Source organism: Mesorhizobium sp. M0854 (genome assembly GCF_040319815.1).
Taxonomy (GTDB): Bacteria; Pseudomonadota; Alphaproteobacteria; order Rhizobiales; family Rhizobiaceae; genus Mesorhizobium.
This window is the reverse complement of record NZ_JAMYOL010000027.1, coordinates 37,753-60,605: the sequence shown is the minus strand read 5'-3', so window position 1 is coordinate 60,605 and position 22,853 is coordinate 37,753. Positions and strand designations below refer to the sequence as shown.

Annotated in this window: 27 protein-coding genes; 16 read left to right on the top strand and 11 right to left on the bottom strand. The window is 63.6% G+C overall.

Annotated elements, in window-relative coordinates; genetic code table 11:
* The first annotated feature begins 115 nt into the window (after positions 1 to 115).
* The 13 genes from NKH99_RS26915 to NKH99_RS26855 all read left to right on the top strand — a co-directional run bounded on the left by NKH99_RS26915 (position 116) and on the right by NKH99_RS26855 (position 10,364).
* Positions 116 to 1,552 (top strand): multicopper oxidase family protein, encoded by a 1,437-nt coding sequence (locus NKH99_RS26915; RefSeq protein WP_353016553.1) that lies wholly within the window; start codon positions 116 to 118, stop codon positions 1,550 to 1,552.
* A 36-nt stretch (positions 1,553 to 1,588) separates the two neighbouring features.
* Positions 1,589 to 2,029 (top strand): DUF411 domain-containing protein, encoded by a 441-nt coding sequence (locus NKH99_RS26910; protein WP_352703986.1) that lies wholly within the window; start codon positions 1,589 to 1,591, stop codon positions 2,027 to 2,029.
* A 38-nt stretch (positions 2,030 to 2,067) separates the two neighbouring features.
* On the top strand, positions 2,068 to 2,508 hold the full coding sequence (locus NKH99_RS26905; RefSeq protein ID WP_352473266.1) for a DUF411 domain-containing protein: 441 nt from the start codon (positions 2,068 to 2,070) through the stop codon (positions 2,506 to 2,508).
* Between the two features lie 56 nt (positions 2,509 to 2,564).
* Complete coding sequence (locus tag NKH99_RS26900) at positions 2,565 to 2,693, top strand: hypothetical protein (protein ID WP_353016550.1); 129 nt, start codon at positions 2,565 to 2,567, stop codon at positions 2,691 to 2,693.
* Positions 2,680 to 3,288, top strand: a complete 609-nt coding sequence (locus NKH99_RS26895) for a DsbE family thiol:disulfide interchange protein (RefSeq protein ID WP_352703988.1) — start codon at positions 2,680 to 2,682, stop codon at positions 3,286 to 3,288. Before NKH99_RS26900 ends, NKH99_RS26895 begins: the two co-directional genes overlap by 14 nt.
* A 2-nt stretch (positions 3,289 to 3,290) precedes the next feature.
* Positions 3,291 to 3,812, top strand: a complete 522-nt coding sequence (locus NKH99_RS26890; protein ID WP_353016577.1) for a TlpA disulfide reductase family protein — start codon at positions 3,291 to 3,293, stop codon at positions 3,810 to 3,812.
* Positions 3,813 to 3,825: 13 nt separating this feature from the next.
* Positions 3,826 to 4,137 carry a hypothetical protein gene (locus NKH99_RS26885; protein WP_352925731.1) on the top strand — a complete coding sequence of 104 codons (312 nt, stop codon included), beginning with the start codon at positions 3,826 to 3,828 and terminating at the stop codon, positions 4,135 to 4,137.
* Positions 4,137 to 4,895, top strand: coding sequence for an SCO family protein (locus NKH99_RS26880; protein ID WP_352744064.1), 759 nt, complete (start codon positions 4,137 to 4,139; stop codon positions 4,893 to 4,895). Before NKH99_RS26885 ends, NKH99_RS26880 begins: the two co-directional genes overlap by 1 nt.
* A gap of 62 nt (positions 4,896 to 4,957) precedes the next feature.
* Positions 4,958 to 5,755: a DsbA family protein gene (locus NKH99_RS26875; protein WP_352903191.1), complete on the top strand. Its 798-nt coding sequence runs from the start codon at positions 4,958 to 4,960 to the stop codon at positions 5,753 to 5,755.
* Positions 5,756 to 5,781: 26 nt separating this feature from the next.
* On the top strand, positions 5,782 to 6,504 hold the full coding sequence (locus tag NKH99_RS26870; RefSeq protein WP_352703994.1) for a cytochrome c biogenesis CcdA family protein: 723 nt from the start codon (positions 5,782 to 5,784) through the stop codon (positions 6,502 to 6,504).
* A gap of 51 nt (positions 6,505 to 6,555) precedes the next feature.
* Positions 6,556 to 7,092 (top strand): hypothetical protein, encoded by a 537-nt coding sequence (locus NKH99_RS26865; RefSeq protein ID WP_353016546.1) that lies wholly within the window; start codon positions 6,556 to 6,558, stop codon positions 7,090 to 7,092.
* 126 nt (positions 7,093 to 7,218) lie between these two features.
* Positions 7,219 to 7,413 carry a hypothetical protein gene (locus NKH99_RS26860; protein WP_352925725.1) on the top strand — a complete coding sequence of 65 codons (195 nt, stop codon included), beginning with the start codon at positions 7,219 to 7,221 and terminating at the stop codon, positions 7,411 to 7,413.
* 416 nt (positions 7,414 to 7,829) lie between these two features.
* Positions 7,830 to 10,364, top strand: a complete 2,535-nt coding sequence (locus tag NKH99_RS26855; RefSeq protein WP_353016543.1) for an NAD-dependent epimerase/dehydratase family protein — start codon at positions 7,830 to 7,832, stop codon at positions 10,362 to 10,364.
* On the opposite strand, the gene NKH99_RS26850 is transcribed toward NKH99_RS26855, so the two are convergent.
* Genes NKH99_RS26850 through NKH99_RS26840 form a run of 3 tightly spaced genes read right to left on the bottom strand, consistent with a single transcriptional unit; the run spans position 10,361 to position 13,355 of the window.
* Positions 10,361 to 11,581, bottom strand: a complete 1,221-nt coding sequence (locus NKH99_RS26850) for an NAD(P)/FAD-dependent oxidoreductase (RefSeq protein ID WP_352822784.1) — start codon at positions 11,579 to 11,581, stop codon at positions 10,361 to 10,363. The genes NKH99_RS26855 and NKH99_RS26850 overlap by 4 nt on opposite strands.
* Positions 11,578 to 12,291: a methyltransferase domain-containing protein gene (locus NKH99_RS26845; protein ID WP_352542791.1), complete on the bottom strand. Its 714-nt coding sequence runs from the start codon at positions 12,289 to 12,291 to the stop codon at positions 11,578 to 11,580. The genes NKH99_RS26850 and NKH99_RS26845 overlap by 4 nt, the downstream gene beginning before the upstream one ends.
* Positions 12,288 to 13,355 carry a type III polyketide synthase gene (locus tag NKH99_RS26840; protein ID WP_352542792.1) on the bottom strand — a complete coding sequence of 356 codons (1,068 nt, stop codon included), beginning with the start codon at positions 13,353 to 13,355 and terminating at the stop codon, positions 12,288 to 12,290. Before NKH99_RS26840 ends, NKH99_RS26845 begins: the two co-directional genes overlap by 4 nt.
* Positions 13,356 to 13,624: 269 nt before the next feature.
* Between NKH99_RS26840 and cueR the strand changes: the two genes are divergently transcribed.
* On the top strand, positions 13,625 to 14,023 hold the full coding sequence (cueR, locus tag NKH99_RS26835) for a Cu(I)-responsive transcriptional regulator (protein ID WP_352473250.1): 399 nt from the start codon (positions 13,625 to 13,627) through the stop codon (positions 14,021 to 14,023).
* Between the two features lie 42 nt (positions 14,024 to 14,065).
* Here cueR and NKH99_RS26830 read toward each other — a convergent pair whose 3' ends face one another.
* Positions 14,066 to 14,548 (bottom strand): DUF2127 domain-containing protein, encoded by a 483-nt coding sequence (locus tag NKH99_RS26830; protein WP_352452336.1) that lies wholly within the window; start codon positions 14,546 to 14,548, stop codon positions 14,066 to 14,068.
* 41 nt (positions 14,549 to 14,589) lie between these two features.
* On the opposite strand from NKH99_RS26830, the gene NKH99_RS26825 reads away from it, so the two are divergent.
* Entirely contained in the window at positions 14,590 to 15,132 is a 543-nt protein-coding gene (locus NKH99_RS26825; RefSeq protein ID WP_352473248.1) for a phosphatase PAP2 family protein, read from the top strand.
* Between the two features lie 17 nt (positions 15,133 to 15,149).
* Positions 15,150 to 15,707, top strand: a complete 558-nt coding sequence (locus NKH99_RS26820; RefSeq protein WP_352473247.1) for a cytochrome c — start codon at positions 15,150 to 15,152, stop codon at positions 15,705 to 15,707.
* 5 nt (positions 15,708 to 15,712) lie between these two features.
* On the opposite strand, the gene atzF is transcribed toward NKH99_RS26820, so the two are convergent.
* From atzF to NKH99_RS26785, 7 genes are read right to left on the bottom strand one after another with little or no spacing between them, the layout of a single operon-like run.
* Positions 15,713 to 17,521, bottom strand: a complete 1,809-nt coding sequence (gene atzF, locus NKH99_RS26815; protein WP_353016539.1) for an allophanate hydrolase — start codon at positions 17,519 to 17,521, stop codon at positions 15,713 to 15,715.
* Positions 17,518 to 17,868 (bottom strand): cupin domain-containing protein, encoded by a 351-nt coding sequence (locus NKH99_RS26810; RefSeq protein WP_352501326.1) that lies wholly within the window; start codon positions 17,866 to 17,868, stop codon positions 17,518 to 17,520. Before NKH99_RS26810 ends, atzF begins: the two co-directional genes overlap by 4 nt.
* Positions 17,861 to 18,529, bottom strand: coding sequence for a cysteine hydrolase family protein (locus NKH99_RS26805; RefSeq protein WP_353016536.1), 669 nt, complete (start codon positions 18,527 to 18,529; stop codon positions 17,861 to 17,863). Before NKH99_RS26805 ends, NKH99_RS26810 begins: the two co-directional genes overlap by 8 nt.
* Complete coding sequence (locus NKH99_RS26800; RefSeq protein ID WP_502900108.1) at positions 18,529 to 20,013, bottom strand: ABC transporter ATP-binding protein; 1,485 nt, start codon at positions 20,011 to 20,013, stop codon at positions 18,529 to 18,531. The genes NKH99_RS26805 and NKH99_RS26800 overlap by 1 nt, the downstream gene beginning before the upstream one ends.
* 58 nt (positions 20,014 to 20,071) lie before the next feature.
* A complete protein-coding gene (gene biuH, locus NKH99_RS26795; RefSeq protein WP_353016530.1) occupies positions 20,072 to 20,773 on the bottom strand; it encodes a biuret amidohydrolase in 702 nt (233 codons plus the stop codon).
* Positions 20,774 to 20,788: 15 nt separating this feature from the next.
* Positions 20,789 to 21,715 carry an ABC transporter permease gene (locus tag NKH99_RS26790; protein WP_352501329.1) on the bottom strand — a complete coding sequence of 309 codons (927 nt, stop codon included), beginning with the start codon at positions 21,713 to 21,715 and terminating at the stop codon, positions 20,789 to 20,791.
* Positions 21,715 to 22,839, bottom strand: coding sequence for an ABC transporter permease (locus tag NKH99_RS26785; RefSeq protein ID WP_352690776.1), 1,125 nt, complete (start codon positions 22,837 to 22,839; stop codon positions 21,715 to 21,717). The genes NKH99_RS26790 and NKH99_RS26785 overlap by 1 nt, the downstream gene beginning before the upstream one ends.
* Positions 22,840 to 22,853: the final 14 nt, after the last annotated feature.

Sequence of the window (22,853 nt, the reverse complement as noted above, 5' to 3'; positions counted from 1 at the left end):
GCCGTCCCACGGCTGATGTCCGGCGTCCGGTCGCCCGCTCGCGTTGATGCGCGACGGGCGCGGACAAGCAATCAGTCGACGCTCGCCGTCGATCGAGATCGCAAGGAACGTAAGGGTGAATAGCAATTCCAGTCTTTTCCTGTCGCGCCGCGGGTTCCTGCTTGCGGCGGCGGGCGTCGCCGTCTCGACGTCGATGCGCCCGGCGCGGGCAGCCGCAGTTGATGAGCGCCGTATCAAGGTCACGCCGGCCCATGCCCGGTTAATCGACACAGGTGGCCCGCAAACCACGGTATGGGCCTATGACGGCACAATTCCCGGCCCGACGCTGCGCCTGCGGCAAGGCCAGCCGGTCCGCATCACTGTCGAGAACGGTCTCGACGAGGATACGACCGTCCACTGGCACGGCATTCGCCTGGCAAACGCAATGGACGGCGTGCCGGGCCTGACCCAGAAGCCGATCGGGCCGGGGCAAAGTTTCGTCTATGAGTTCACACCGCCGGACGCCGGCACCTTCTGGTACCATCCGCACGCCGACAGCCTGGTCCAGCTCGGCCGAGGCCTTGCCGGCCCCCTTATCGTCGAGGAGGCCGAGCCGGTCGCCGTCGACCGCGACTTTGTCTGGCTGCTGCAGGACTGGCGGCTTGCGGCCGATGGGCAGATCGCCGGCGGCTTCGGCAGTGCCATGGATGCGTCGATGTCGGGCCGCGTCGGCAATGTCGTCACCGTCAACGGCACGGGGCCAGGCGATCGGAGCGTGAAGGCCGGCGAGCGCGTCAGGCTGCGGCTCGCCAATGCCTCGCTTGCCCGCATGATGGCGCTGCGCTTCGAAGGCCACCGTCCGGTGGTCGTCGCCATCGACGGCCAGCCCTGCGATCCGCATGAACCGGAGGGTGGTCGCCTGGTGCTGGCGCCCGCCATGCGCATCGACATCGTGCTCGACATGCAGGGCCACCCCGGCAGCCGCCACGCGGTGATCGACGATTTCTACGACGGCCTTGCCTACACCCTGACCACACTCGCCTATGACGCAGCGCCGCCGCTGAGAACCCATCCGCTCGGCACGCCAGCCGGCCTGCCGCGCAACCCTCTGCCCCAGCCCGACCTCGCTGGCGCCGAGCGCCAGGAAATCGTGCTGCAGGGCGGCATGATGGGCGGCGGCAAGCTCAAGGGCGTCGGCGGCATGATGGGCATGGGGATGATGGGCATGAACGGCGGTGCGGCCTGGGCGATCAACGGCATGTCGATGACCGGCGACGGCCATGCCGGCATGGCGCCGCAGTTCACGCTGAAACGCGGTGTGACCTGCCATCTCACCATGCGCAACGAAACCGCCTGGTGGCACCCGATGCATGTCCACGGCTTCAGCCTGTCGGTCATCTCGCGCAACGGTTCGCCGGTGCGGCACCGCCAATGGCAGGACACGGTGCTGCTCGCCCCCAAGGATGTGATCGAATGCGCCTTCGTCGCCGACAATCCCGGGGACTGGATGCTGCACTGCCATGTCGCCGACCACCAGATGGCGGGTCTGATGACCGTCTTCCGCGTGACCTGATTTTTTCGCCACCCAATCACCCAAGGAGAACTGCAAATGAAACTGCCCTACTCAATCGCCGCTCTCGCGGTCGCAATCGCAATGCCGATGCCTGCATTCGCCGCAACGATCCAGGCGGTGATGTACAAGAACCCGAGCTGCAGCTGCTGCGAGACCTACGCCGCCTATCTCGAACAGAACGGCTTCAAGGTCGAGCTCAAGCCGACCAACGACCTCAGCCAGATAAGCGCTGGGCTCGGCGTTCCCGCGCAATTGCAAGGCTGCCATTCGGTGGTGATCGGCGACTACGTGGTCGACGGCTTCGTGCCGGTCGACTTGGTCAAGAAGATGCTGACGGAACGGCCCCAAATCACCGGCATCGCCATGGCCGGCATGCCGATGGGCTCGCCGGGAATGGGCGGCGAGAAGACCGAGACCTGGAAGATCTACGCCTTCACCAAGGACGGCAAGGCGCCGACCGTCTACGCGACGCAGTGACGGCCGGCGATGAATTTCTGGAACCCGAGGAGACTGCCATGAAACTGACCTACTCGCTTGCGGCCTTCGCCGTGGCGATCGCCATGCCCCTTCCGGCCGTCGCCGCGACGATCGAAGCGGTGATGTACAAGAACCCGCAATGCAGCTGCTGTGAATCCTATGCTAACTATTTGGAGCACAATGGCTTCAAGGTCGAGATCAAGCCGGTCAACAACCTCTCGCAGATTAGCGGCGATGCCGGCGTGCCGGCCGACCTGCAAGGCTGCCATACGCTGATGGTCGACGGCTATGTCGTCGACGGCCTAGTGCCGGTCGAGATCGTCAAGAAGCTTTTGACCGAAAGGCCAGCAATCACAGGCATCACGCTGGCCGGCATGCCGACGGGCGCGCCCGGCATGGGCGGCGAGAAAGACGGGACCTGGACGATCTATGCTTTCACCAAGGACGGCAAGGCGCCGACCGTCTACGCGACGGAGTGAAAGGCACCGCGATGTTGACCGACATTTCCGATTGTCCGGCCAGAACCTGGCTTGCGATGACCTTCCTGTCCGTTGCCGGTTTCCTCGTGCTGCTGGTTCTGGTGCTCGCCGTCGCAGCACTCGCAAGATACGTGCTGACGGGTCGTCGGACCACAATCGGCCGGGTGCATCATGACCAGCGGTGACGTTCAATCCGATGCGGGACCGGCAGCCATTCGGCGCGCCTTGCTTCGACGATTACTGGTCGTCCTGCCCGTGATGATTTTCGTCGGGCTGGCCGTGTTGCTCGCCTGGGGGCTCACGCGCAATGCGTCCGACATTCCATCGGTGCTGATCGGCAAGCCGGTGCCCCAATTCAGCCTGCCGCCGGTCCAGGGCCGCACGTTTGGTTTGTCGAGCGGTGACCTGCGGGGCGACGTTTCGCTGGTCAACGTCTTCGCATCCTGGTGCTTGGCCTGCCGCGAGGAACATCCTGTGTTCATACAACTGGCGGCGAGCAAGACGGTACCGCTGCATGGGCTCAACTACAAGGACAGGCCCGATGACGCCGCACAATGGCTCGACACGATGGGCGATCCTTATACGCGTACCGGCGCGGATCTGAACGGCCGCGTCTCCATCGATTGGGGGGTCTACGGCATACCGGAAACCTTTGTCGTGAGTGCCGACGGCCGCATTGTCTACAAGCACATTGGCGCGGTGACGGAAGAGGCCCTTGAGAAAACGATCATGCCGCTCGTCGAGCGCCTGAGGGCCGAGGCGAAGGAGCGGCAACCGTGAAGATGCTCGCTCTCGCACTCTTCGGCGCCTTGCTCGCGGTGGCGCAGCCCGCATCGGCCGTCGAGCCGCCGCAGGACTTCGCCATTCATGAGGCTCCCGTCCCCGTGCCGGAAATCAGCTTTGAGGACGCCGACGGTCAACCGAAAACGCTTGCGGATTTCCACGGCAAGGTCCTGCTGCTCAACATCTGGGCGACATGGTGCGCTCCCTGCCGCAAGGAAATGCCGACGCTCGACCGGTTGCAAGCCAAGCTCGGCGGACCGGATTTCGAGGTCATCGCGCTGTCGATGGATCGCGGCGGTCCGGACATCGTGAAAAAGTTCTTCGCCGAGATCGGCGTCGAGCATCTCGCCCTCAACATCGACACAACGGGCAAGGCGATGTTCACGCTCGGCGCCCTCGGCCTTCCCATGACATTGCTGATCGACCGCGAGGGCAAGGAAATCGGCCGGCTGATCGGCCCAGCCGAATGGGATTCACCCGAAATGATGGCGTTCATCCGCAGCCATTTCGGGGCCAACTGAGAAAGGAAAAGACATGACCACAACAGAATCGCCCGAAACCTCGCAGGCTTCGCTCGGCCGCAGCATTCTTCACGCCATCCGCCACTATCTCGGTGACCGGCGCGGACTAATCGCTGCCGGCATGGTCATTGCCGTCGCCGGCCTCGCCTTCAACTGGACATGGCTGGTCGCCGCGGGCATTGCGCCACTGCTGCTCAGCGTCCTGCCTTGCGTGGCCATGTGCGCGCTCGGCCTGTGCATGAACCGGATGACAGGCCGCACCTGCCAAACGGAAAACGCTGCCCCAAAAGCGGATGGGGAAGGAACCACGAAAGGCAGCGGTTGATGCCTATCCAGACCCAAAACGAGCGGCAAGCGCTCTCGCCGACTTTGGGCACGCGCTTGCTGTGCGGCCTGATCGCACTGGCGGCGCTGATCCTCGGCCTTTTTCACGGCGCGCAGGCGCATTCGCTCGATGAAGTCGACGCCATGCTCAAGGGCGACGAGAAGTATTTCCAGCCGATTGATAAGCCGATACCCGATTTCACCCTGCGCACCGCTGAGGGGCGTATCGTGCGGCCGACCGAATTGCATGGCAAGGTCGTCGTCCTCCACTTCGTCTACACGTCGTGCACGGACGTATGCCCGCTCCACGCCGAGAAGATCGCCGAGATCCAGGCGATGGTGAACGCCACGCCGATGAAGGACCAGGTCACCTTCGTGACTATCACCACTGACCCGACGCGGGACACGCCGGACGTGCTGCGCAGCTACGGGCCGGCGCACGGGCTCGATCCGGTCAATTGGTTGTTCCTGACCACGACACCCGATCAGCCGGAGGACGCGACCCGCAAGCTGGCGGAAGCCTTCGGCCACAGATTCAGCAAGACAGATGACGGCATTCAGGCGCACGGCATCGTCACTCATGTCATCGACAAGGAAGGCCGGTGGCGCGCCAATTTTCACGGCCTGGATTTCGCGCCGGTCAATCTTGTCACCTTCGTCAACGCGCTCACCAACGGCGTCGAGCGTCCGCACCATGAACAGGAAACGGGTGGGGAGCCGGACGAAGGCTGGCTGGCAAAATTGAAGAACTTCTTTTGACGCGCAATTTCGCCGGCGGCATGCCGACCGGGCGCCTCGACGGAGAACAAGGAGAGATGCATATGACGATCAGCGTAAAACAGGCAAACCGATATGGGAGCTGGCTTGTCCGCGCCCTGCTGCTTACCGCCGTGACCGGATGGTTCCTGCTAAATCCGGGCCTTCAGGGCGCCGGGCGATCGGCGATGGCGGCTGGCGGAATGTCCCAGGACCAAATCGACCAGCGCATCCACGACTATATCCTCGCCCATCCCGAAGTCCTGGTGCAGGCGCTGCAAAGCCTGGATCAGCGCCAGCGCGAGGCCGAGGCGGCCCAGGTAAAGGCGGTTCTGGCGTCGCGCGCGGACGACATTTTCCGCGACAAGCAAAGCCCCGTCGGCGGCAATGCGCAAGGCAACGTCACCATGGCCGAATTCTTCGACTATAATTGCCCTTATTGCCGCCAAGTGGCGCCGATCATGGCGCAAGCCGCGGCCAACGACCCGCAGTTGCGCATCGTCTACAAGGAATTCCCCATCCTCGGCCCTGATTCCGTATTTGCGGCCAAGGCAGCGCTCGCGGCTCAGATGCAGGGCAAATATGCGGAGTTCCACAAGGCCCTGTATGACGCCAAGAGCCGGGTGAACGAGACGATCGTTCTCAGGATCGCGGCCGAGGTCGGCCTCGACGTCCCTCGCTTGAAGACCGATATGCAGCATCCGGACATCCAAGCGGCGATTGACCAAAATGCGAAACTGGCTCAGGCGCTGAAAATCGCCGGAACGCCGACTTTCGTCGTCGGCGACCAGATTTTTCAAGGCGCGACCGATCTTGCTTCGATGAAGAAATTGATCGGGCAGGCAAGGGCCCTGAAGAAGTGACGCCGGCAAGCGGGAACAATTGATCGATGCCCGAACTCTCCAACATCGGCGTGCTGACCGCCTTCGTGGCCGGCATCGTCTCGTTTCTCTCTCCCTGCGTGCTGCCGCTGGTGCCGGGCTATGTGTCGTATGTCGCCGGCAGGACGCCGATGGGCGGGTCGGCGCGCCTGTCGGCGGCCGCTTTGAGCCTCTGTTTCGTGCTCGGGTTCTCGACCGTCTTCATCGTGCTAGGCGCCAGCGCCACGGCGCTCGGCCGATTGCTGCTCCGCCACCGCATCGAGCTCAACCTTGCCGGCGGTGCGATCGTCATCCTGTTCGGCCTGTTCCTCACCGGTCTGCTTCGCCCATCCTGGATGATGCGCGAAGCGAGATTTCATGCCGATATGCCCGGTGGCAAGGCGACGTCGGCCTATGTTCTCGGCCTCGCCTTCGCCTTCGGCTGGACCCCGTGCATAGGCCCGATCCTCGGCGCCATCCTGACCGTCGGCGCCGCGTCGGCCACCGTCGCCGAAGGCGTGACGCTGCTCGCCGTCTATTCGCTCGGCCTCGGCCTTCCCTTCTTGCTTGCCGCTCTGTTCACCGACAGTCTGGCGCGGCGGCTGAAGGCGATGCGCCGGACCGGCTCGATGTTGCAGTTCGCCGCCGGGGGTATCATGGTCGTCATGGGGCTCGCCATGGTCACCGGACGGATGTCGACATTCTCGTTCTGGCTGCTCGAACAGTTTCCAATATTCACGCGCATCGGCTGAAGACCGGGAAAGGAATTAGTCATGGTCCGGACAATGTCCCCAAACAGACGAATGGTTGTTTTCGGCGGTGTTTTCGGCGCCGCGATGGTTGCCGGCTTTGTCAACGAACCGGATTTGGCAATCGCTGCGGAGGACCCCGGTATGGCGGGTCGCTTCAAAGACCTCAGCGAAAATGGCAACAGCACGTGTTCGGCCAAATTCACGGAGTCGATCGCAACCATGCCAAGCACGTCGCGGATCAAGGGCTCATGTTGCAGCCCGATGGAAATGAAGCGCTACATCGAGCAGTTGAATGGGCTGACCAAGTATCGCGATATCGCCATGATACCCGTCGATCCATACGACATTCCGGCTGGCATCGCCCAAAAATTGATTCCTTACTACGATGTGAAGCTCTCCGGCGATGAGCAGCAGGCCTACGACTACGCGATGGCCAATTCCAACGAGAAAGGCCCATGCTGCTGTCAATGCTGGCGCTGGAAAGTGTATGGCGGGCTGGCGAAGTTCCTGATCCGCGAGCACGGTTTCACCGGCAAGCAGGTCGTCGACGTCTGGGATCTCTCCGACGGCTGCGGCGGTGGAGAGTAGAGCCGGGCGACGCCTCGGATGCGGTTCAACAAGCGCTCTCAACCTGTTCTAGCTTCTTGAAAGGAGCGCTTGACCTTCCGGTGGCTGGAACGGTTAGGCTCATTGCCAACTTCCGGAGATCGTCCAATGGCGGACCGAACCATGAATTTCGAAAGGCAGCTACTGGCCCTGTTCAGAGAGGCATATCGGCAAGGCAGATCAGATGTCGCGGAGCATTTGCTGCGAGCGCTGGAGGCACTGGATCAAAGCCCTGCCGTTCCCGAGTTACCGCACGGCCAGCATGTTTTGGCCGAAGCCTACTATGAACTCGTTCGTCGATAGCATTGAACATGCCCTGATTGACCGGCAAGCCACCGCCTTCGTGGGCTGATCGAGTTCGCCTTGACGGGCGTACATGGCGAACTAGTTCCCCTCGCAATCGCCGGTGGCAGCGGCGGCGGGAGGGATGATTGTAATGATGATGGACGGTTCAATGTGGATGATGGGCGGCATGGCGCTCATTTGGGTCCTGGTGCTTGTCACCCTCGTGCTCGCGATCGCGGCGCTGGTCAAATATTTGCGAACCTGACGGCATAGGCAGTCGGGGTCAAAAGAGCAAAAAGGACGGAAAGTTGTAGGCGTCACCGGAAGCAGCAGCGTCATCGGGTCGGCGTCGGAACTGGTCCGGCCCTTCGGCTCTTAACGTCTGTCGCCTTCGGCCCTCTCAGGAGTGGCAAATCGCCGGCTATGAGGTCTGGATGGCGAAGCGCAAAGACACGGTTATTGTTACCGGTAGCACCGGCTTCATCGGCTCGGCTCTGGTCAACAGCTTCGCCGACCGGTTTGCTCTCGTCGGCCTCGACCGGGCGGCGACGCGTCAGCCGCCGCCGGCCGCGGAGTGCGTCTGCATCGACCTGACATCGGAGGACGCCGTGGCAGCCGGCTTGGCGCGCGTGCGGACGGCCTATGGCGCCCGCCTCGCCTCGGTGATCCATCTTGCGGCCTATTTCGATCTCACAGGCGAACGGAACCCGCTCTACGAAAAGATTACGGTTGGCGGCACCGAGAAGCTCCTGCGCGCCCTGAAACAATTTGAGGTCGAGCAGTTTGTCTTCATGAGTTCGATGCTGGCGCACAAGGCTGGCCGACCAGGCGACATCATCGATGAGGATTGGCCGCTCGAATCGAACCTACCCTACCGCACCTCGAAGATCGAGACCGAGCGCCTGATCCATGAGCAGCACGGGGCGATCCCTGTCGTCTATGCCAGGCCGGCCGGCGTCTATGATGATCTTGGCCGTAACGCATTCCTCGCCAATCAGATTGCGCGTATCTACGAAGAGGATCCGACCGGGCATGTATATCCGGGTGACCTGCGCACCGGGCAGTCGTTCCTGCATCTGGAAGACCTCATCGAGGCGGTGGCGCGCCTTATAGATCGGCGCAAGAAACTTCCCACGGAGCTGGCGCTGCTTCTCGGCGAGCCTGAGGTCATGGGCTACGGCGAACTTCAAGCCGAGATTGGTCGGTTGATCCGTGGCGAGAACTGGGAGACACGGGAGGTGCCGAAGGCGCTCGCCAAGGCGGGTGCCTGGGTCCAACAGGACGTGCTGGGCGAAGAATCATTCGTTCGTCCCTGGATGGTCGATATCGCCGACGACCACTACGCGATCGATATCAGCCGTGCCCGCAATGTCCTCGGCTGGCAGCCCCGGCATTCCCTGCGCGAGACGTTGCCGCGGATCGTGGACGCGCTCAAGGCAGATCCCGCCGGCTGGTATCGGGCCAACAAGCTCAACGCCGCCAAGGTGGCCGGCAGCGGAACAAAAGCGCGAGAGAAAGACAAGGCGTTCGAGGCCAAACACGACAAGATGAAACCCGGACACATGGCCGAGATGGCGGGGATGGGCAAGCAGATGCTCTGGGCTCATTTCCTGGTCATCACGCTTGGCGTGTGGCTCCTCACCAGCCCGCTTCAGTTCGCGCTGTTCGATCCGGCGGCGGCTGGCACTGTGCGTGACGTCACGCAAGAGCGTGGACTGTGGGAACCGGTGCTGCGCAACGCGCTCACCGGCTGGAGCGACATTGTCTCGGGCTTGCTGCTGATGCTGTTTGGCGGGCTCGCACTGTCGCCGCGTTTTTCCTGGGCGCAATGGGGCACGACGATCGCCGGCCTATGGCTGCTGTTCGCGCCGCTGTTCTTCTGGACGCCGAGCGCCGCCGCCACCATGAACGACACGATCGTCGGCGCGCTGGCCATCACTTTCTCGGTGCTCGTCCCGATGATGCCGGGCATGAGCCACGAAGGGATGATGGACGAGAGCACCGTTCCGCCCGGCTGGACCTACTCGCCGTCATCCTGGCTGCAGCGCCTGCCGATCATCGCGCTCGGTTTCTTCGGTTTCCTTATCGCCCGCTATCTCACTGCCTACCAGCTCGGCCATGTGGGTGCTGTCTGGGAGCCGTTCTTCCCCGGCGGAGACGGCAGGAACGGCACGGAATTCATCATCACATCCGACGTTTCTCGAGCCTGGCCAGTCGCTGATGCCGGGCTTGGCGCCGTGGCCTATATGATCGAAACCCTGATGGGCGCGATGGGCACGGCGACCCGCTGGCGCACCATGCCCTGGATGGTGACCTTCTTCTTCATCCTGGTGGTGCCGCTCGGCGGCGTCTCGATCTTCTTCATCATCATCCAGCCGATCATGATCGGCACCTATTGCACACTGTGCCTCATCGCGGCGGCGGCCATGCTGGTCATGATCCCGCTGACGCTGGACGAGGTGGTCGCCATGGGCCAGTACATGCTGCGCAGCGTGCGGGCAGACCGTCCGTTCTGGCGCACCTTTTTCCAAGGCGGGCCGGAGCCGAACGGCGAGGCGGACAAGAACGATCCCGGCTTTTCCGCCGCGCTTGCCGCACAGTCCGCCGCAGCCATTCGCGGTGTCACGTTTCCATGGACGCTGGTCGCATGCTGTATCGTCGGCGGTTGGCTGATGATCTCGCGGCTGGTCTTCGGCACGGCCGGCGCCATTGCAAACAGCGATCACCTCTCGGGCGCCATGATCATCACGATCGCGGTCTGCGCCATGGCCGAGGTGGCACGGCCGTTGCGTTTCCTCAACCTGCCGTTCGGGTTATGGCTGATCGCAGCGCCCTGGCTGCTCGACGGCGCGACCAGAGGTTCGACATTGAACAATGCCGTTGCAGGGCTAGTTGTGATCGGCCTCAGCCTGCCTCGGGGGCGCCGAAGCAAGGAGCACTACGGCTCATGGGACCGCTATGTCGCCTAGACGAAGCCGGGAACCGGCTTGGTCTTGCCGCTCAGTTGCGCGCCCAGCGTCAGTGTCTGCGGGAAATTCCGGACGATCGCCGCCATCAAGGTGGCGCTGCCGGGGCGAAGGGCAATTCCGGCAACGGCCGCGGCGGCGTAGACCCGTGTCGAAAACAGTCTTTTCCAGGCCGCCTCGTAGCGTCTGGCGGCAGCCTCGCGCCCTGCTCGGCCACTTGGCGCGCATGCGAGTTCGCAAGCCAGCAGCCAGCCGGACTGAAGCGCCATCGAGATGCCCTCGGCGATGACAGGATGAGACTCTCCGGCTGCATTGCCGACGCGGAAGATGTCCTCTTCGTAGCACGAGCGAATTCCCGGCCGGATCGGACCTGCGGCAAGCCACGGACCGTCGAGGAGAGCCGGTTCCAAGGCGTTCCTGACGCCTCGGCACGAGTCCACGAGATGGCGCGAGACCGCATCGGCGGCCGACACGTGGCTCCGTTGTTTGGGGCCATATTGTTTACGCAGCCGCGCGAGCATATCGCGCCGGATGCAGCACGAGATCGACAACCGGCCATGATCCGCCGAAACCATGCCGCCATAGCCGCCGGGGAAGGCCAGCAGAGGCATCAAATCCGGCGGCAGGGACGACCCGGTGAAATGCGCCTTGAAGCCGAGCAGGTCCGACGGGCGATTGGCCTTTGCGAGCTGGCTGGGCAATGGTCCCGGTTCCCACGAGCCGTGTGCGGCGACAATCACCGGCGCTCGCAATATCGCCGCTTCATCCCCGGCCTGAATTCGCACCCTTCGCATCTCACCGTCCGGCTCGATGGCGACGGCGCGGCAAGGTTGAAAGATTTCGACACCCGCCGATCGCGCCGCTTGCAAAAGCAGAGAGTCGAGAATGTCCCGGCCGAGCGCCCGGCCGAAGCTGTCTTTCCCACGAGGCCCAGCTCCTGCACGTGGCATTGCCGCCTCGACACAGGTCTCCCCGGAAAACAAACCGACGCGGCGGATTTCGGGGCCGGCATTGGCACGCCAGGCATCGCCGATCTCGAGCCGGTCGAGAAGCGCAAGATTGCTTGCCGAGATGTATTCGCCGCAGACCTTGCGGCGCGGAAATGCGGTCTTTTCCACAATTGCCACGGCCCATCCGCGCCGGGCCAGCGCGAGCGCGACGGATGTGCCCGCCGGGCCGGCGCCTATGATGATCGCGTCATGGGTCGACAATCGCGTCATGGGTCGTTGCCGGCGCTGGCGCCGACGAAAATGTGGGAAAACAGGCCGGCGCGCCGTTCCTCGACCGGTTTGCCGTTGGCCGCAAGCCAGAGACCGGAAAGCTCGCTGCCGCGAAAGCCGGCACGCACGCTTTGCGCCGCGTCGTTTCGTGTGACGTCGTTGGCGCCGATTGCCGGCAGAAGACGGGTCGCGGCCAGCGGCAGTTTCGCCCGCAGCGGCTCTGTCGCAATGAGCAACGGGGCTTTCGGCCCGATCAGCGAAAACAGACGCACGAGCTGTGCATCATCGAGGTGATGCAGGAACAGATTGACGGTGACGGCGTCGAAACGCGCACTCTCGATCTTTCCTGCCCAGTCGAAGACATCGGCGGTGACGCCTTCCGCCCTCCATCCCAGCCGGTCAAAATCGCCGCGCAATTGCGCGGTGAGGAGGCCGACGCGGTCGAGCATCACCAGTTCGACCCCGGGCCAATGCCTGGCCACGCGCCGCGCCACCGCCAGCATGAAGGAGCCATCGCCGGCGCCGATCTCCAGGATGCGGCGTGGCGGCGTTGGCACGAACCTCCTGAGCAACGACGTCATGATCGGCGCCTGAAACATCAGCATATTGATGCGCCGAAGGTCGCGGCGCGCGGCCAGCGCTCGCGGATCGTCGGCCGCAAGTCCGTCGAGGATTTCCGGCGCAAGCTGCCGGTGCTCCAGGCCGCTCATGACACCGTTCGAAAGAGCATGGTTTCGGCCGTCAGCCCGGGTCCGAACGACATGCCGCAACCGAGCAGGCCGGGTGGCGCCTTCAGCATCTCCTTCATCACGAACATGACGGTCGCCGACGACATGTTCCCATACTGGCGCAACACCTCGCGCGATGGTTCCAGCGCGGTGGGCTCCAGTTCCAGGGCCCTTTCGACGGCGTCGAGCACCGAACGTCCACCCGGATGCACGGCCCAAAGGTCGATGTCTTTCGCCGATCGGCCTCCGAGGATGGCGGCCTGGCTGTTCCGCAACGCTTCATGAATCGCTGCCGGCACCTGGCCGGAAAGAACCATTTCGAAGCCGTGGTCGCGAATGTTCCAGCGCATCAGGTCCCGCCGTTCCCTCGCCACCAGACAGTGAAAGCTATCGAGCTCGATGCCGGCCGGCTCGGCAGTGATGAGCGCAGCCGCGCAGCCGTCGCCCCAAAGGCAGAACGACAGCAGTTTTTCCAGTTCGGTGGTCTGTCGCAGATGCATCGTGCAGAGCTCGATATTGACCAGCAGGACCTTGGACTGCGGGTCGGAGCGGACGATGTGGCGGGCCAGCTTGAGGCCGTTGATCGCCGCATAGCAACCCATGAACCCGATCATCGTGCGTTCGATCCCGTTCGGCAGCCCGCAACGCGCAACCAGCTCGAGATCGATGCCCGGCGCCGAAAAGCCGGTGCAGGTGGTGACGATCAGATGGGTGATGCGGGAAGCGTCGTCGCCAAGCTGCAATCCGTCGATGCCCTTTTGCGCCAGAACAGGTGCGGCATCGTCGAACATCGCCATTCTCGCCGCCGTTCCGGGAAACGCGCCCCGGATGAAGGTTCCGGCCAGGTCGGCGGACGGTCCCTCGGGGTCGGACGCCGGCGCAAAGCAGGAATAGCGGTGCTCGATGCCGGCAAGATCGGCCATGCGTTCGAAGATCCTCCGGCGATCGGCCGCGAGCATGGAGGCCGCGAAACGCAGGTAGAATTCATGAACCTCGTGCTCCGGTGCCGCTGTCGCGATCCGGTTGATATAGGCCTTGACGGGCATGTTCTGTCTCCTCGGCGTCTGCACGGTGTTGCGTCGAGCCAGCGCCGGAGGGTCTTTGCTCATCGGCACCCGGTGTCGAACACCGGGTTTTGAGCACTGTTCGGTAAAAACGTTTCCGAGGACCGATTTCTTCCCGAAGGTTCAGTATGTACTGGCAGGCAAACGGTTGGAGCGGGCGGGCGGTTGCGTCAGGCATCCAAAATCGCCACATCATGTTGACCTTCCATCTACTGGAAGGTCTATTTCCTCCGACAAAGGAGATTTCCGCCATGAACATCGGCGTCGCATCCGAAAAATCCGGCTTGCCGGCCAAGACGATCCGTTACTACGAGGATATCGGGCTCTTGCACCCGGCCCGGACGGACAATGGCTATCGTGATTACTCGACGGCCGATATTCACCGGCTGCGCTTCCTGCAGCGCTCGCGAAGCCTGGGGTTTTCGGTCGACGAATGCCGCCAGCTGCTGTCGCTGTACCAGGACAGGGAACGTGACAGCGCCGACGTGAAGGCGATCGCGAAAGCCAAGCTGGTCGAGGTCGACAGGAAGATCGCCGAACTGGTCGGATTGCGCGGCTTGCTTCACCAATTGGTCAGTCACTGCCACGGCGACGAGCGGCCGGATTGCCCGATTATCGACGAGCTGGCAGGACAAGGCGTCGCCCAGTGAGGTGGATTGAAAATCGGAGCGGCTGACGTGCAAACTTCGCTGTCATGCCGGCTTGTGCTGCCGCACGACCTTCCATTCATGCCAGATCAGCACCATGACGACAGCATCGAATACGGTCAGGACAAGCAGGCCGAACGAATGAGTGTAGGAGTAGCGGTAGACTTGATAGAACATAAATGCGCCCAGCGCCGCAAGCGATGCCGGATACGACCACAGCTTGCCTCTCAAAAGCCCGACAACGAGCAGCAGTTTTATAAGGCCGTGGCTAAGCAGGTAGAAGGCATAAAACTCCTTGCTGGCGACGGAAAAGTGGCTTGCCATCTGCGACAGATAGCCAGCTATGAAATCGTTCGGATCTTCGATCAATTCCTCTTGGGTGAATGTATTGACCCAGGAGGCAATGGCGTCGGTGGTGACGACATAAAGCAGGATCCCGCCCACGCATTCGATCAGGGCATGCGCCCCTTTAAGCCAGATGCTGAGCTCGAAAATCTGATGGATGCGGCGTTCGTCTACTGCTTTCACAAAATTCACCTTGCGATCGACAACAGCGGAAACGAGAAACGATGGATGCAGCTCTAACCCACTGGATCAACGCGGCAGCCGGGATCAGCCCTTTTCTTGATAAGGCAATGATCGCCGTCTCACAAATCGGCGTTCCGCTGATGGTGCTGGCTGTTGCCCTGCAATGGTGGGCAAAGGCCGACCGCTACCATGTGCGCCATGCTGCCTTGTCCGCCGGCTTGGCGTTCCTGCTCGGTCTGGCGATCAATCAGTTCATTTTGCTATTCGTCCACCGGCTGCGGCCCTACGATGCCGGCGTGACGCATCTGCTGATTGCGCCCAGCGCCGACTGGTCGTTTCCCTCCGACCACGCGACAGCCAGCTTTGCGGTTGTTGCTGCTCTTGCAATGCAAGGTCTGCCGCGCCGGATGCTGGCCCTCTCCATCATGGCATTGCTGATCTGCTGGTCGAGAATTTATATCGGCACCCACTATCTCACCGACGTGATAGGCGGTGCCATCACTGGCGTCTTAGGTGCCGTTGTGGTCCGATTTGCCTATCGCGAGAACTCCCGACTGGACAGTCTGGTCACAAGAATTCTCTAGCTCCTTATGTGCCAACGATGAGACGAGCAGCTATCATAGCGGTCCTGTCGCTTGCCTGCGTCTCTGTCGTGCTCGCCGCCGCCCATTCGGGTCGTGATGCGGTCATCCAGGCTCGCCAGGCCTCGATGAAGGAAATGGCCCAGGCCGCAAAGACGATAGCCGGGATGTTCGACGGCAAGCAGGCGTACGACGCCGCGGCCTTCAAGGCGGCGGCCGAGACCATCCGCGCCCGCACCGGCCCTGCCCTGATTGCCGAATTCCCCAGCGCGACATTGGGCGCGCCTTCAGGCGCCAGGCCGGATATCGACCCCGCCCGCGCGGAGTTCGAAGAGCTGGCTCGCCACATCGGGACGCTGGCCAGCGCCTTGGCCTCCGACGCCGAGCGGGCGCCGCCGCGCATCACCGACGACATGAGAATGGGTTCCGGCCTGGCGATGGGCGGTGGCAGCCTGCTTGGCAAGCGACCATCACTCGCGGAAGCCGATCCCACTAAATTGCCGGCGGAGCACCTCCTGCATCTCATCTTGCAGGATTGCTCGAGCTGCCATTCGAAGTTTAGGCAAAAGGTCGAGTGATAGCGTCAGCTTCGCTGCAGCTGACCCGCCATGAAATTGCGCCAGCCGCCGAAATGCGAAATCTCCTTTGCATCGGTGAGACCGGCACTTTCGACGAGGAAGCCTTTCGGCGACGTTCCGTCATCAAGCAGAAGCGTGCCGATGCCTAGCGGCGGCGGGATCGCGGCAACAAAACGGCCGAAGGCTTGCGGCGAGAGCCGCCAGACTTCGACCTCGATCGCTGTCCCCTTGCCGTTGCAGATCCGTTCGAGCCCCGGTCGCGGCACCGACTGGCCGGCGAGCGCGTAAAGCCGGTAGAGCGGCGCCGTTCTTGCAGCCCGGGCGAACATTGCGCCGAGCTGCTGCAGCTGGCCGTTCAGCGCCATCCCCGACAGATGCGCGCCGACCACGGCCAGCTCGATCGTGCCTTCATCCACGCCCGCCAGAACATCGCCGCGCTGCGGCTGCGGCCAGCCGATAGCACCAAGCGCAAGGCCGCTTGCCGCATGGACATCGCGCGCAAGCGACGCAGTCAGATGGTCCATGCCCGCCGCGGCAAGCAAGGTGACGCTCATCGGCAAACCGTCGCTGCGTGTTCCGGTCGGCACGGCGATGCCGCACATGTCGAGCAGATTGACGAAGTTGGTGTAGGTGCCGAGCCGGCTGTTGGTGACGATCGGATCGGCGAGAACCGCCTCGACTGTGTAGTGGGTCGGCGCGGTCGGCACACAGAATAGGTCGACCGAGGCGATGACCGGCGCAAGCCTGGCCTTGTAGCCTTGCAAGGCATAGAGCCCGTTGAAAGCGTCCGCGGCTGAAAGTTTTCGCGCGCCGCCGATGATCTGCCGCGTCACCGGATGCATGGCGGCCTCGCTGGTATCCATGAAGTCCCTGATCGCGGCGTAACGCTCGGCCACCCAGGCGCCTTCGTAGAGCAGGTTGGCGGTGGCGTAGAAATCACCGAACGGGATTTCGACCAGCCGGCAGCCCAGGGTCTCCAGAGAGGCAAGAGCGGCCTCGAAACACGCCTGCATCGCTGCGTCGCCGAAGAAGGTCCAGTCCGCCCTGGCCGGCACGCCGACAGTCAGCACCGGCGGGCGCGCGGCAAGAGCCTGAATGCAGAGGTCACGCGAATAGGGATCGGCGTCGTCCTTTGCCGCCGCCGCCTCGAACACGTGATAGGCGTCATCGACGGTGAGCGCGAAAACCGAGACGCAGTCAAGCGTCCGGCAGGCCGGCACGAAGCCGGCGGCTGATAGCGCGCCGACGCTCGGCTTCAGCCCGACGATGTTGTTGAGGCCGGCGGGTATGCGCCCCGAACCGGCGGTATCGGTGCCGAGCGCGAAGGAGACGATGCCGCGCGCCGTCGCCACGGCCGAGCCGCACGAGGAACCGCCCGGCACCAGTTTCGGGTCGATCGCATTCCTCGGGATTGGATAGGGCGTGCGAACGCCGACCAGGCCGGTGGCGAACTGGTCGAGATTGGTCTTGCCGACAACCAGCGCGCCGGCGGCCTTGAGCCGCGCGACGACGGTGGCGTCTTTCGCCGGCAAGTAGGCATATTCCGCACAACCCGCCGTGGTCGGCATGCCGGCAACATCGATGTTGTCCTTGACCGCGAACGGCACGCCCCACAGCGGCTTTGCCGCGGGATCGAACGGGCCGAGCTTTTCCGCCTCGGCAAGCAACTCCGCCCTGCTCGCCAGATGGATGAAGATGCCGGGGTCATCGGCCGCCGCGAGCCGCGCATGGACCACATCGATCACCTCGCCAATGCCGACGCCGGCCTGATAGGCAACGTGCAGGCTCGCTATGTCGAAGCGGACGTCGCTCATTTGGCCTCGCCCAGAATGACTACCGGCAGGTTCCACTGGATGAGCACGACGCAGCCATCCTTGGTCCACACCGAATGCTCGGTTCCGACCGGGTTCAGGATCACGCTGCCCGCGGCATGATCGCCGTTCTCGTCGCTCTGCGTGCCTTCCAGCACGATGATCGTCTCCAGCCCGGCATGGCGATGACGCGGCACGCTGGCGCCAGCCCGGTAGTTCAGGATGGCGACCGACGGTTCCATCGGCCCACCCTTGAGCAGCCAATGCACTGTGATGCCTTCGCGAAAATGCTCGAATGGCAGATCACGCCAGCCCCCTTGGATGAGAGCCGCGTATGCGACGTTAGGCATTGGAAAGTCCCTCGAGCACCTGGTCCGTCGTTGCCGTCCAGCCGACGATGGCGCCCTGCGCCCTGATCATGGCAAGGGCTGCCGCCTTGAACTCCGGAAAATAGCTCTCAGTGGCATCCTCCGCCAGAAGGCATTCATAGCCGCGGTCGTTGGCCTCGCGCATCGTCGTCTGCACACAGACCTCCGTCGTCACCCCGGCAAAGACTAGCTGCTGTGCGCCGAGCCGCTTGAGGTCGTCGCCGAAGCTGGTGGCATAGAACGCGCCCTTGCCGGGTTTTTCGATGACGATCTCGCCAGGCAGTGGGGCAAGTTCATCGAGGATCGCCGTTCCCGGCTCCCCGACGATCAGCACACGACCCATTGGCCCGACATCGCCGATCCTGATCGACGGATTGCCGCGATTGCGCTTGGCCGGCGGCAGATCCGAAAGGTCTGCCTTGTGGCACTCCATCGTGTGGATCACCGGCAGGCCAGCGGCGCGAAACCCCGCGATCAGCCTCTTCACCGTCGGCACGATCGCCGTGACCCGGCTGAAGTCATTGCCGAGGCTGGCGCCGAAGCCGCCGGGTTCGGCAAAGTCGCGCTGCATGTCGATGACGACCAGCGCCATCGCCTCAGGCTTGAACACAAACGGAAACGGCAGCGCCTCGATCTCCGCCATCAGTGATGTCCCGCCATGTGCTCGCCGATCGTCTGCACGCTCGCCTGCGCGATCGGCGTTTCATAGACCAGCGCGCCATCCGACATGACGAAGATGCGGTCCGAGAGCTCGAGCAGCTCATCAAGGTCCTCCGACATCAAAAGCACGGCGGCACCGGCGTTGCGCGCCTTCATGATGCGGGCGCGGATTTCGGCGACGGCAGAGAAGTCGAGGCCGAAGCAGGGATTGGACACGATGAGCAAATCGACCTCGCCGGTCAGCTCGCGCGCCAGCACGGCGCGCTGCACATTGCCGCCTGACAGCGACGAAATCGGCGAAGCGAGCGAGGCCGTCTTGACCTTGAACTGTTCGACCAGGCGGGCCGCGTAGTCCCTGATCGCACTCATCCTGATCCAGTTGACCGGCTTGCCGGCCTCGTTGAGGTCGAAGGTCCGGAAGGCCATGTTTTCCGCCACCGTCATCTTCGGTGCGCAGGCATTGCGCAACGGCTCCTCCGGAATGAAGCGGACATTGAGCGTGCGCGCCTCGCTGCGGCTGGCGCCGTAGGGCGAGCCTTTCACCAGAACGTCGCCGCCATTGCGCGCCCGCTGTCCGGCAAGGACTTCGAGAAATTCCTTCTGGCCGTTGCCGGAGATGCCGGCAATGCCGACGATCTCACCCGACTTCACATCGAGTTCGCCGATGTCGATGGTTTTCAAACCGGTCCGGTCGGGCGCCTTCAGCGACTTTACCGTCAACACCTGTCTGGCGCCGGCCGGCACCGGGGCGCGGCTGTCGAGTGCGGCGATCGGTTGGTCGCCGATCATCATCGCCGCCATCTGCTTGTGGGAAAGTTCGGAGACCTTTCCGGTTCCGGTCAGCCTGCCCTTGCGCAGTACGGTGATATCGTCGGCAAAGGCCGTCACCTCGTGGAATTTATGCGAGATCATCAGCACGGTGAGGTCGCCGGTCCTGGTCATGTCGCGCACCAGGCCAAGCACTTCCTGTGCCTCGCCGGGAGTGAGCACAGAGGTCGGCTCATCGAGCACCAGGAAACTGCGGCCGAGATAGAGCTGCTTGATGATTTCGAGCTTCTGCTTCTCGCCGGCCGCAAGTTCCGCCACCTTGACGTCGAGCGGCAGCTTGAACGGCATACGCTGCATGAATTGCGCAAGTGCGGCGCGCTCCTTGCGCCAGTCGATGACGACGGGCACCTTTTCGCGCGAAATGACCAGGTTTTCCGCACCGGTCAGCGACGGGACCAGGGTAAAGTGCTGGTAGACCATGCCGAGCCCCAATGCCGAGGCATCCTTCGGACTGGCGATCGCGACCTCGCGGCCATCGACCAGCATGTCGCCGGCGGTCGGATGGTAAAAACCCATCATGCATTTGACCAGCGTCGACTTGCCGGCGCCGTTTTCGCCGAGCAGCGCGTGGAACGATCCCGCCGGCACCTTGATCGAGACATCGTCCAGCGCGGTGAAAGCGCCGAAGCGCATGGTCATGCCGATGGTCTCGACGCCGACGGCCTTCTTCCCAGTGCTCCCGCTCAAGATCGCCTCCTCACGGCAGTTGCGCGATGAAGGATGCCGAATTCGACACCGCGCCGAACACCCCGCCCTGCATCTTGATCATCTTGATCGCGGCGAGATGATTGCCGTAGTCGGTTGCCCCGCAGCAATCCTCCAGCATCACGCATTCGAAGCCGCGATCGTTTGCCTCGCGCATCGTCGTGTGGACGCAGACATCGGTGGTGATGCCGGTCAGCACGATGTTGTCGATGCCGCGCTGGCGCAGGATCAGCTCCAGGTCGGTGGCGCAGAACGAGCCCTTGCCCGGCTTGTCGATGATCGGTTCGCCCGCCGCCGGATAGAGGTCGGGGATGATGTCCCAGCCGGGTTCGCCGCGCACCAGGATGCGCCCGCAAGGCCCGGGGTCGCCGATGCCGGCATTGATGCGGCGCGAGCGCCAGCGCTTGTTGGCCGGCAGGTCGGCGAGATCGGGCCGATGGCCCTCGCGCGTGTGGATGATGGTGTAACCCTTGGCCCGCATGGCTGAGAGCACCGACTTTATCGGCTCGATCGGCGCCCGCACCAGCGAAAGATCGTAGCCCATATGATCGACATAGCCGCCCGGCCCGCAGAAATCGGTCTGCATGTCGATGATGATCAGTGCCGTATTGTCCGGCCGCAGCTCGCCATTATAAGGCCATGGATAAGGGTCGGCATCGATATAGCGCTGGGTGATCTCGGCTCTGGCGTTCATCGGAAAAAACTCCAGTCATTTGGTGATCGACAATTCGCCCGGCGCGCCGGCAAGCGAGCGGCTCGGCGACGAGGTGGCGATCATGATGATGAGCGTGAGGATGTAAGGCGCGGCGTAGAAGAGGTAGTAGCCCTGCGTGACCCCGACCGATTGCAACGCCGGGCCTAGCGCGCCCGCACCGCCGAACAATAGTGCCGCGGCAAAGCAGCCGAGCGGATTCCAGCGCGCGAAGATGACCAGCGCCACCGCCATCAGGCCCTGCCCCGACGAGATGCGTTCGGTCCAGCTGCCGGGATAATAGAGCGACAGATAGGCGCCGCCGATGCCGGCGAGCGCACCGCCGACACCTGTCGCAAGCAGGCGCACGGTGTTGGGATTGAGGCCCATGGCGCGCGCCGCATCGGAGCTGTCGCCGACGACGCGCACGATCAGGCCGGCGCGCGTATTGCGGAACGCCCACCATAGGAACACGGCAAGTGCGGCACCAATCAGGAACAGGATGTTGACGTTGAGCGCCGCCTGCACCTGCGGGATATCCGACCAGCCACCGAAGGCGATGGCCGGCAGGTCTGGTGCCGAGGGCTGGATGAACGGCTTGCCGAAGAAGAAGGCGAGACCGGAGCCGAACAGCATCAGCGCGATGCCGATGGCGATGTCGTTCACCCCGCGGAATTTGCAGATCCAGCCGTGGAACAGGCCGAAGCAAAGTCCGGCACCGGCGGCAGCCAGCACGCCGAGCCATGGCGAGCCGGTCATCACCGCGACGGCGTAGGCAGTCATCGCACCGAAGACCAGCGTGCCTTCGAGGCCAAGATTGATGCGGCCGGAGCGTTCGGTGATGGCTTCGCCGAGCGAGACGAAGATGAAGGGCGTCGAAACGCGGATGGCGCCGCCGAGAATGGCGAGCGGCACGCCCCACAGGCCGATCTCGGTCGCGTCCATCAGGAGCCTCTCTTCCACAGATCGGGATTGAAGACCTTGAAGCGGCCGTAAAAGGTTTCGCTGAACAGGATGACGACGAAGAGCATGCCTTGCAGCACCAGCACGGTGGCGTCGGGCAGGTCCATGCGGCGCTGGATCAGCCCGCCAGAAGCGCCGATACCGCCGAGCAGGAAAGCGACCGGGATGATGGCGAGCGGATTGTGGCGGGCGAGGAAGGCGACGAGGATGCCGGTATAGCCATAGCCGGCGGCGAGCGAGGCGTTGGCGCTGCCTTGAACGGCGCCGACCTCCAGCATGCCGGCCAGCCCGGCGAAGCCGCCGGCGAGCCCGGTGAAGCCGACGATCAGCGGCCCGACGGCAAGCCCTTGCACCTGAGCTGCCCTGACATTGCCGCCGGCGATGCGGGCGGCAAACCCCCAGCGCGTCTTTTCGATCAACAGCCAGGACAAGACGCAGGCGAGAATGCCGACGACCAGGCCCCAGTGCACGTCCATGCCTGGAATGTTGCCGATGTGGTAGGCATCCGCCAGCGGCTCGGTCGAGGGTTTGTTGAGCGAAGCCGGATCGCGCAGAGGCCCTTCGACCAGATGGTTCATCAGCGCGATGGCGATATAGGCCATCAGCAGACTGGAGATGGTTTCGTTGACGGCGCGGTAGTGGCGGAGTGCGCCGACGGCACCGATCCAGATGCCGCCGGCGACCGCGCCCGCCACGCCCATCAGCAGGATGACCAGAAAAGCCGGCGCGCCATTCGCCGCGACGCCGATGGCGGCGGCGGCAACGCCGCCCAGCACGATCGCGCCTTCGCCGCCGATGACGACGAGGCCGAGCCGGGCCGGCAGCGCCACGCAGAGCGCTGCCAGCAAAAGCGGTGCTGCCCGTGACAGCGAGTTCTGGATCGAGAACCACGAGCCGAAGCCGCCGCGCCACATCGTCTCGTAGAGTTGCACCGGCGATTTGCCGACCAGCGCGATGAACACGCTGAACAGCGCCATGCCGACGATCAGTGCCGCGAGCGGTATGACGAAGGCTTCCGCCCGCCGCGCCGCCCATTCGAGCGCCGCCGGATAATTCCTGGCGCCAAACAGCGCCGGTGCGCCCGCAGTGCTGATCGTGTCTGCCATGGCCCCGTCTCCGA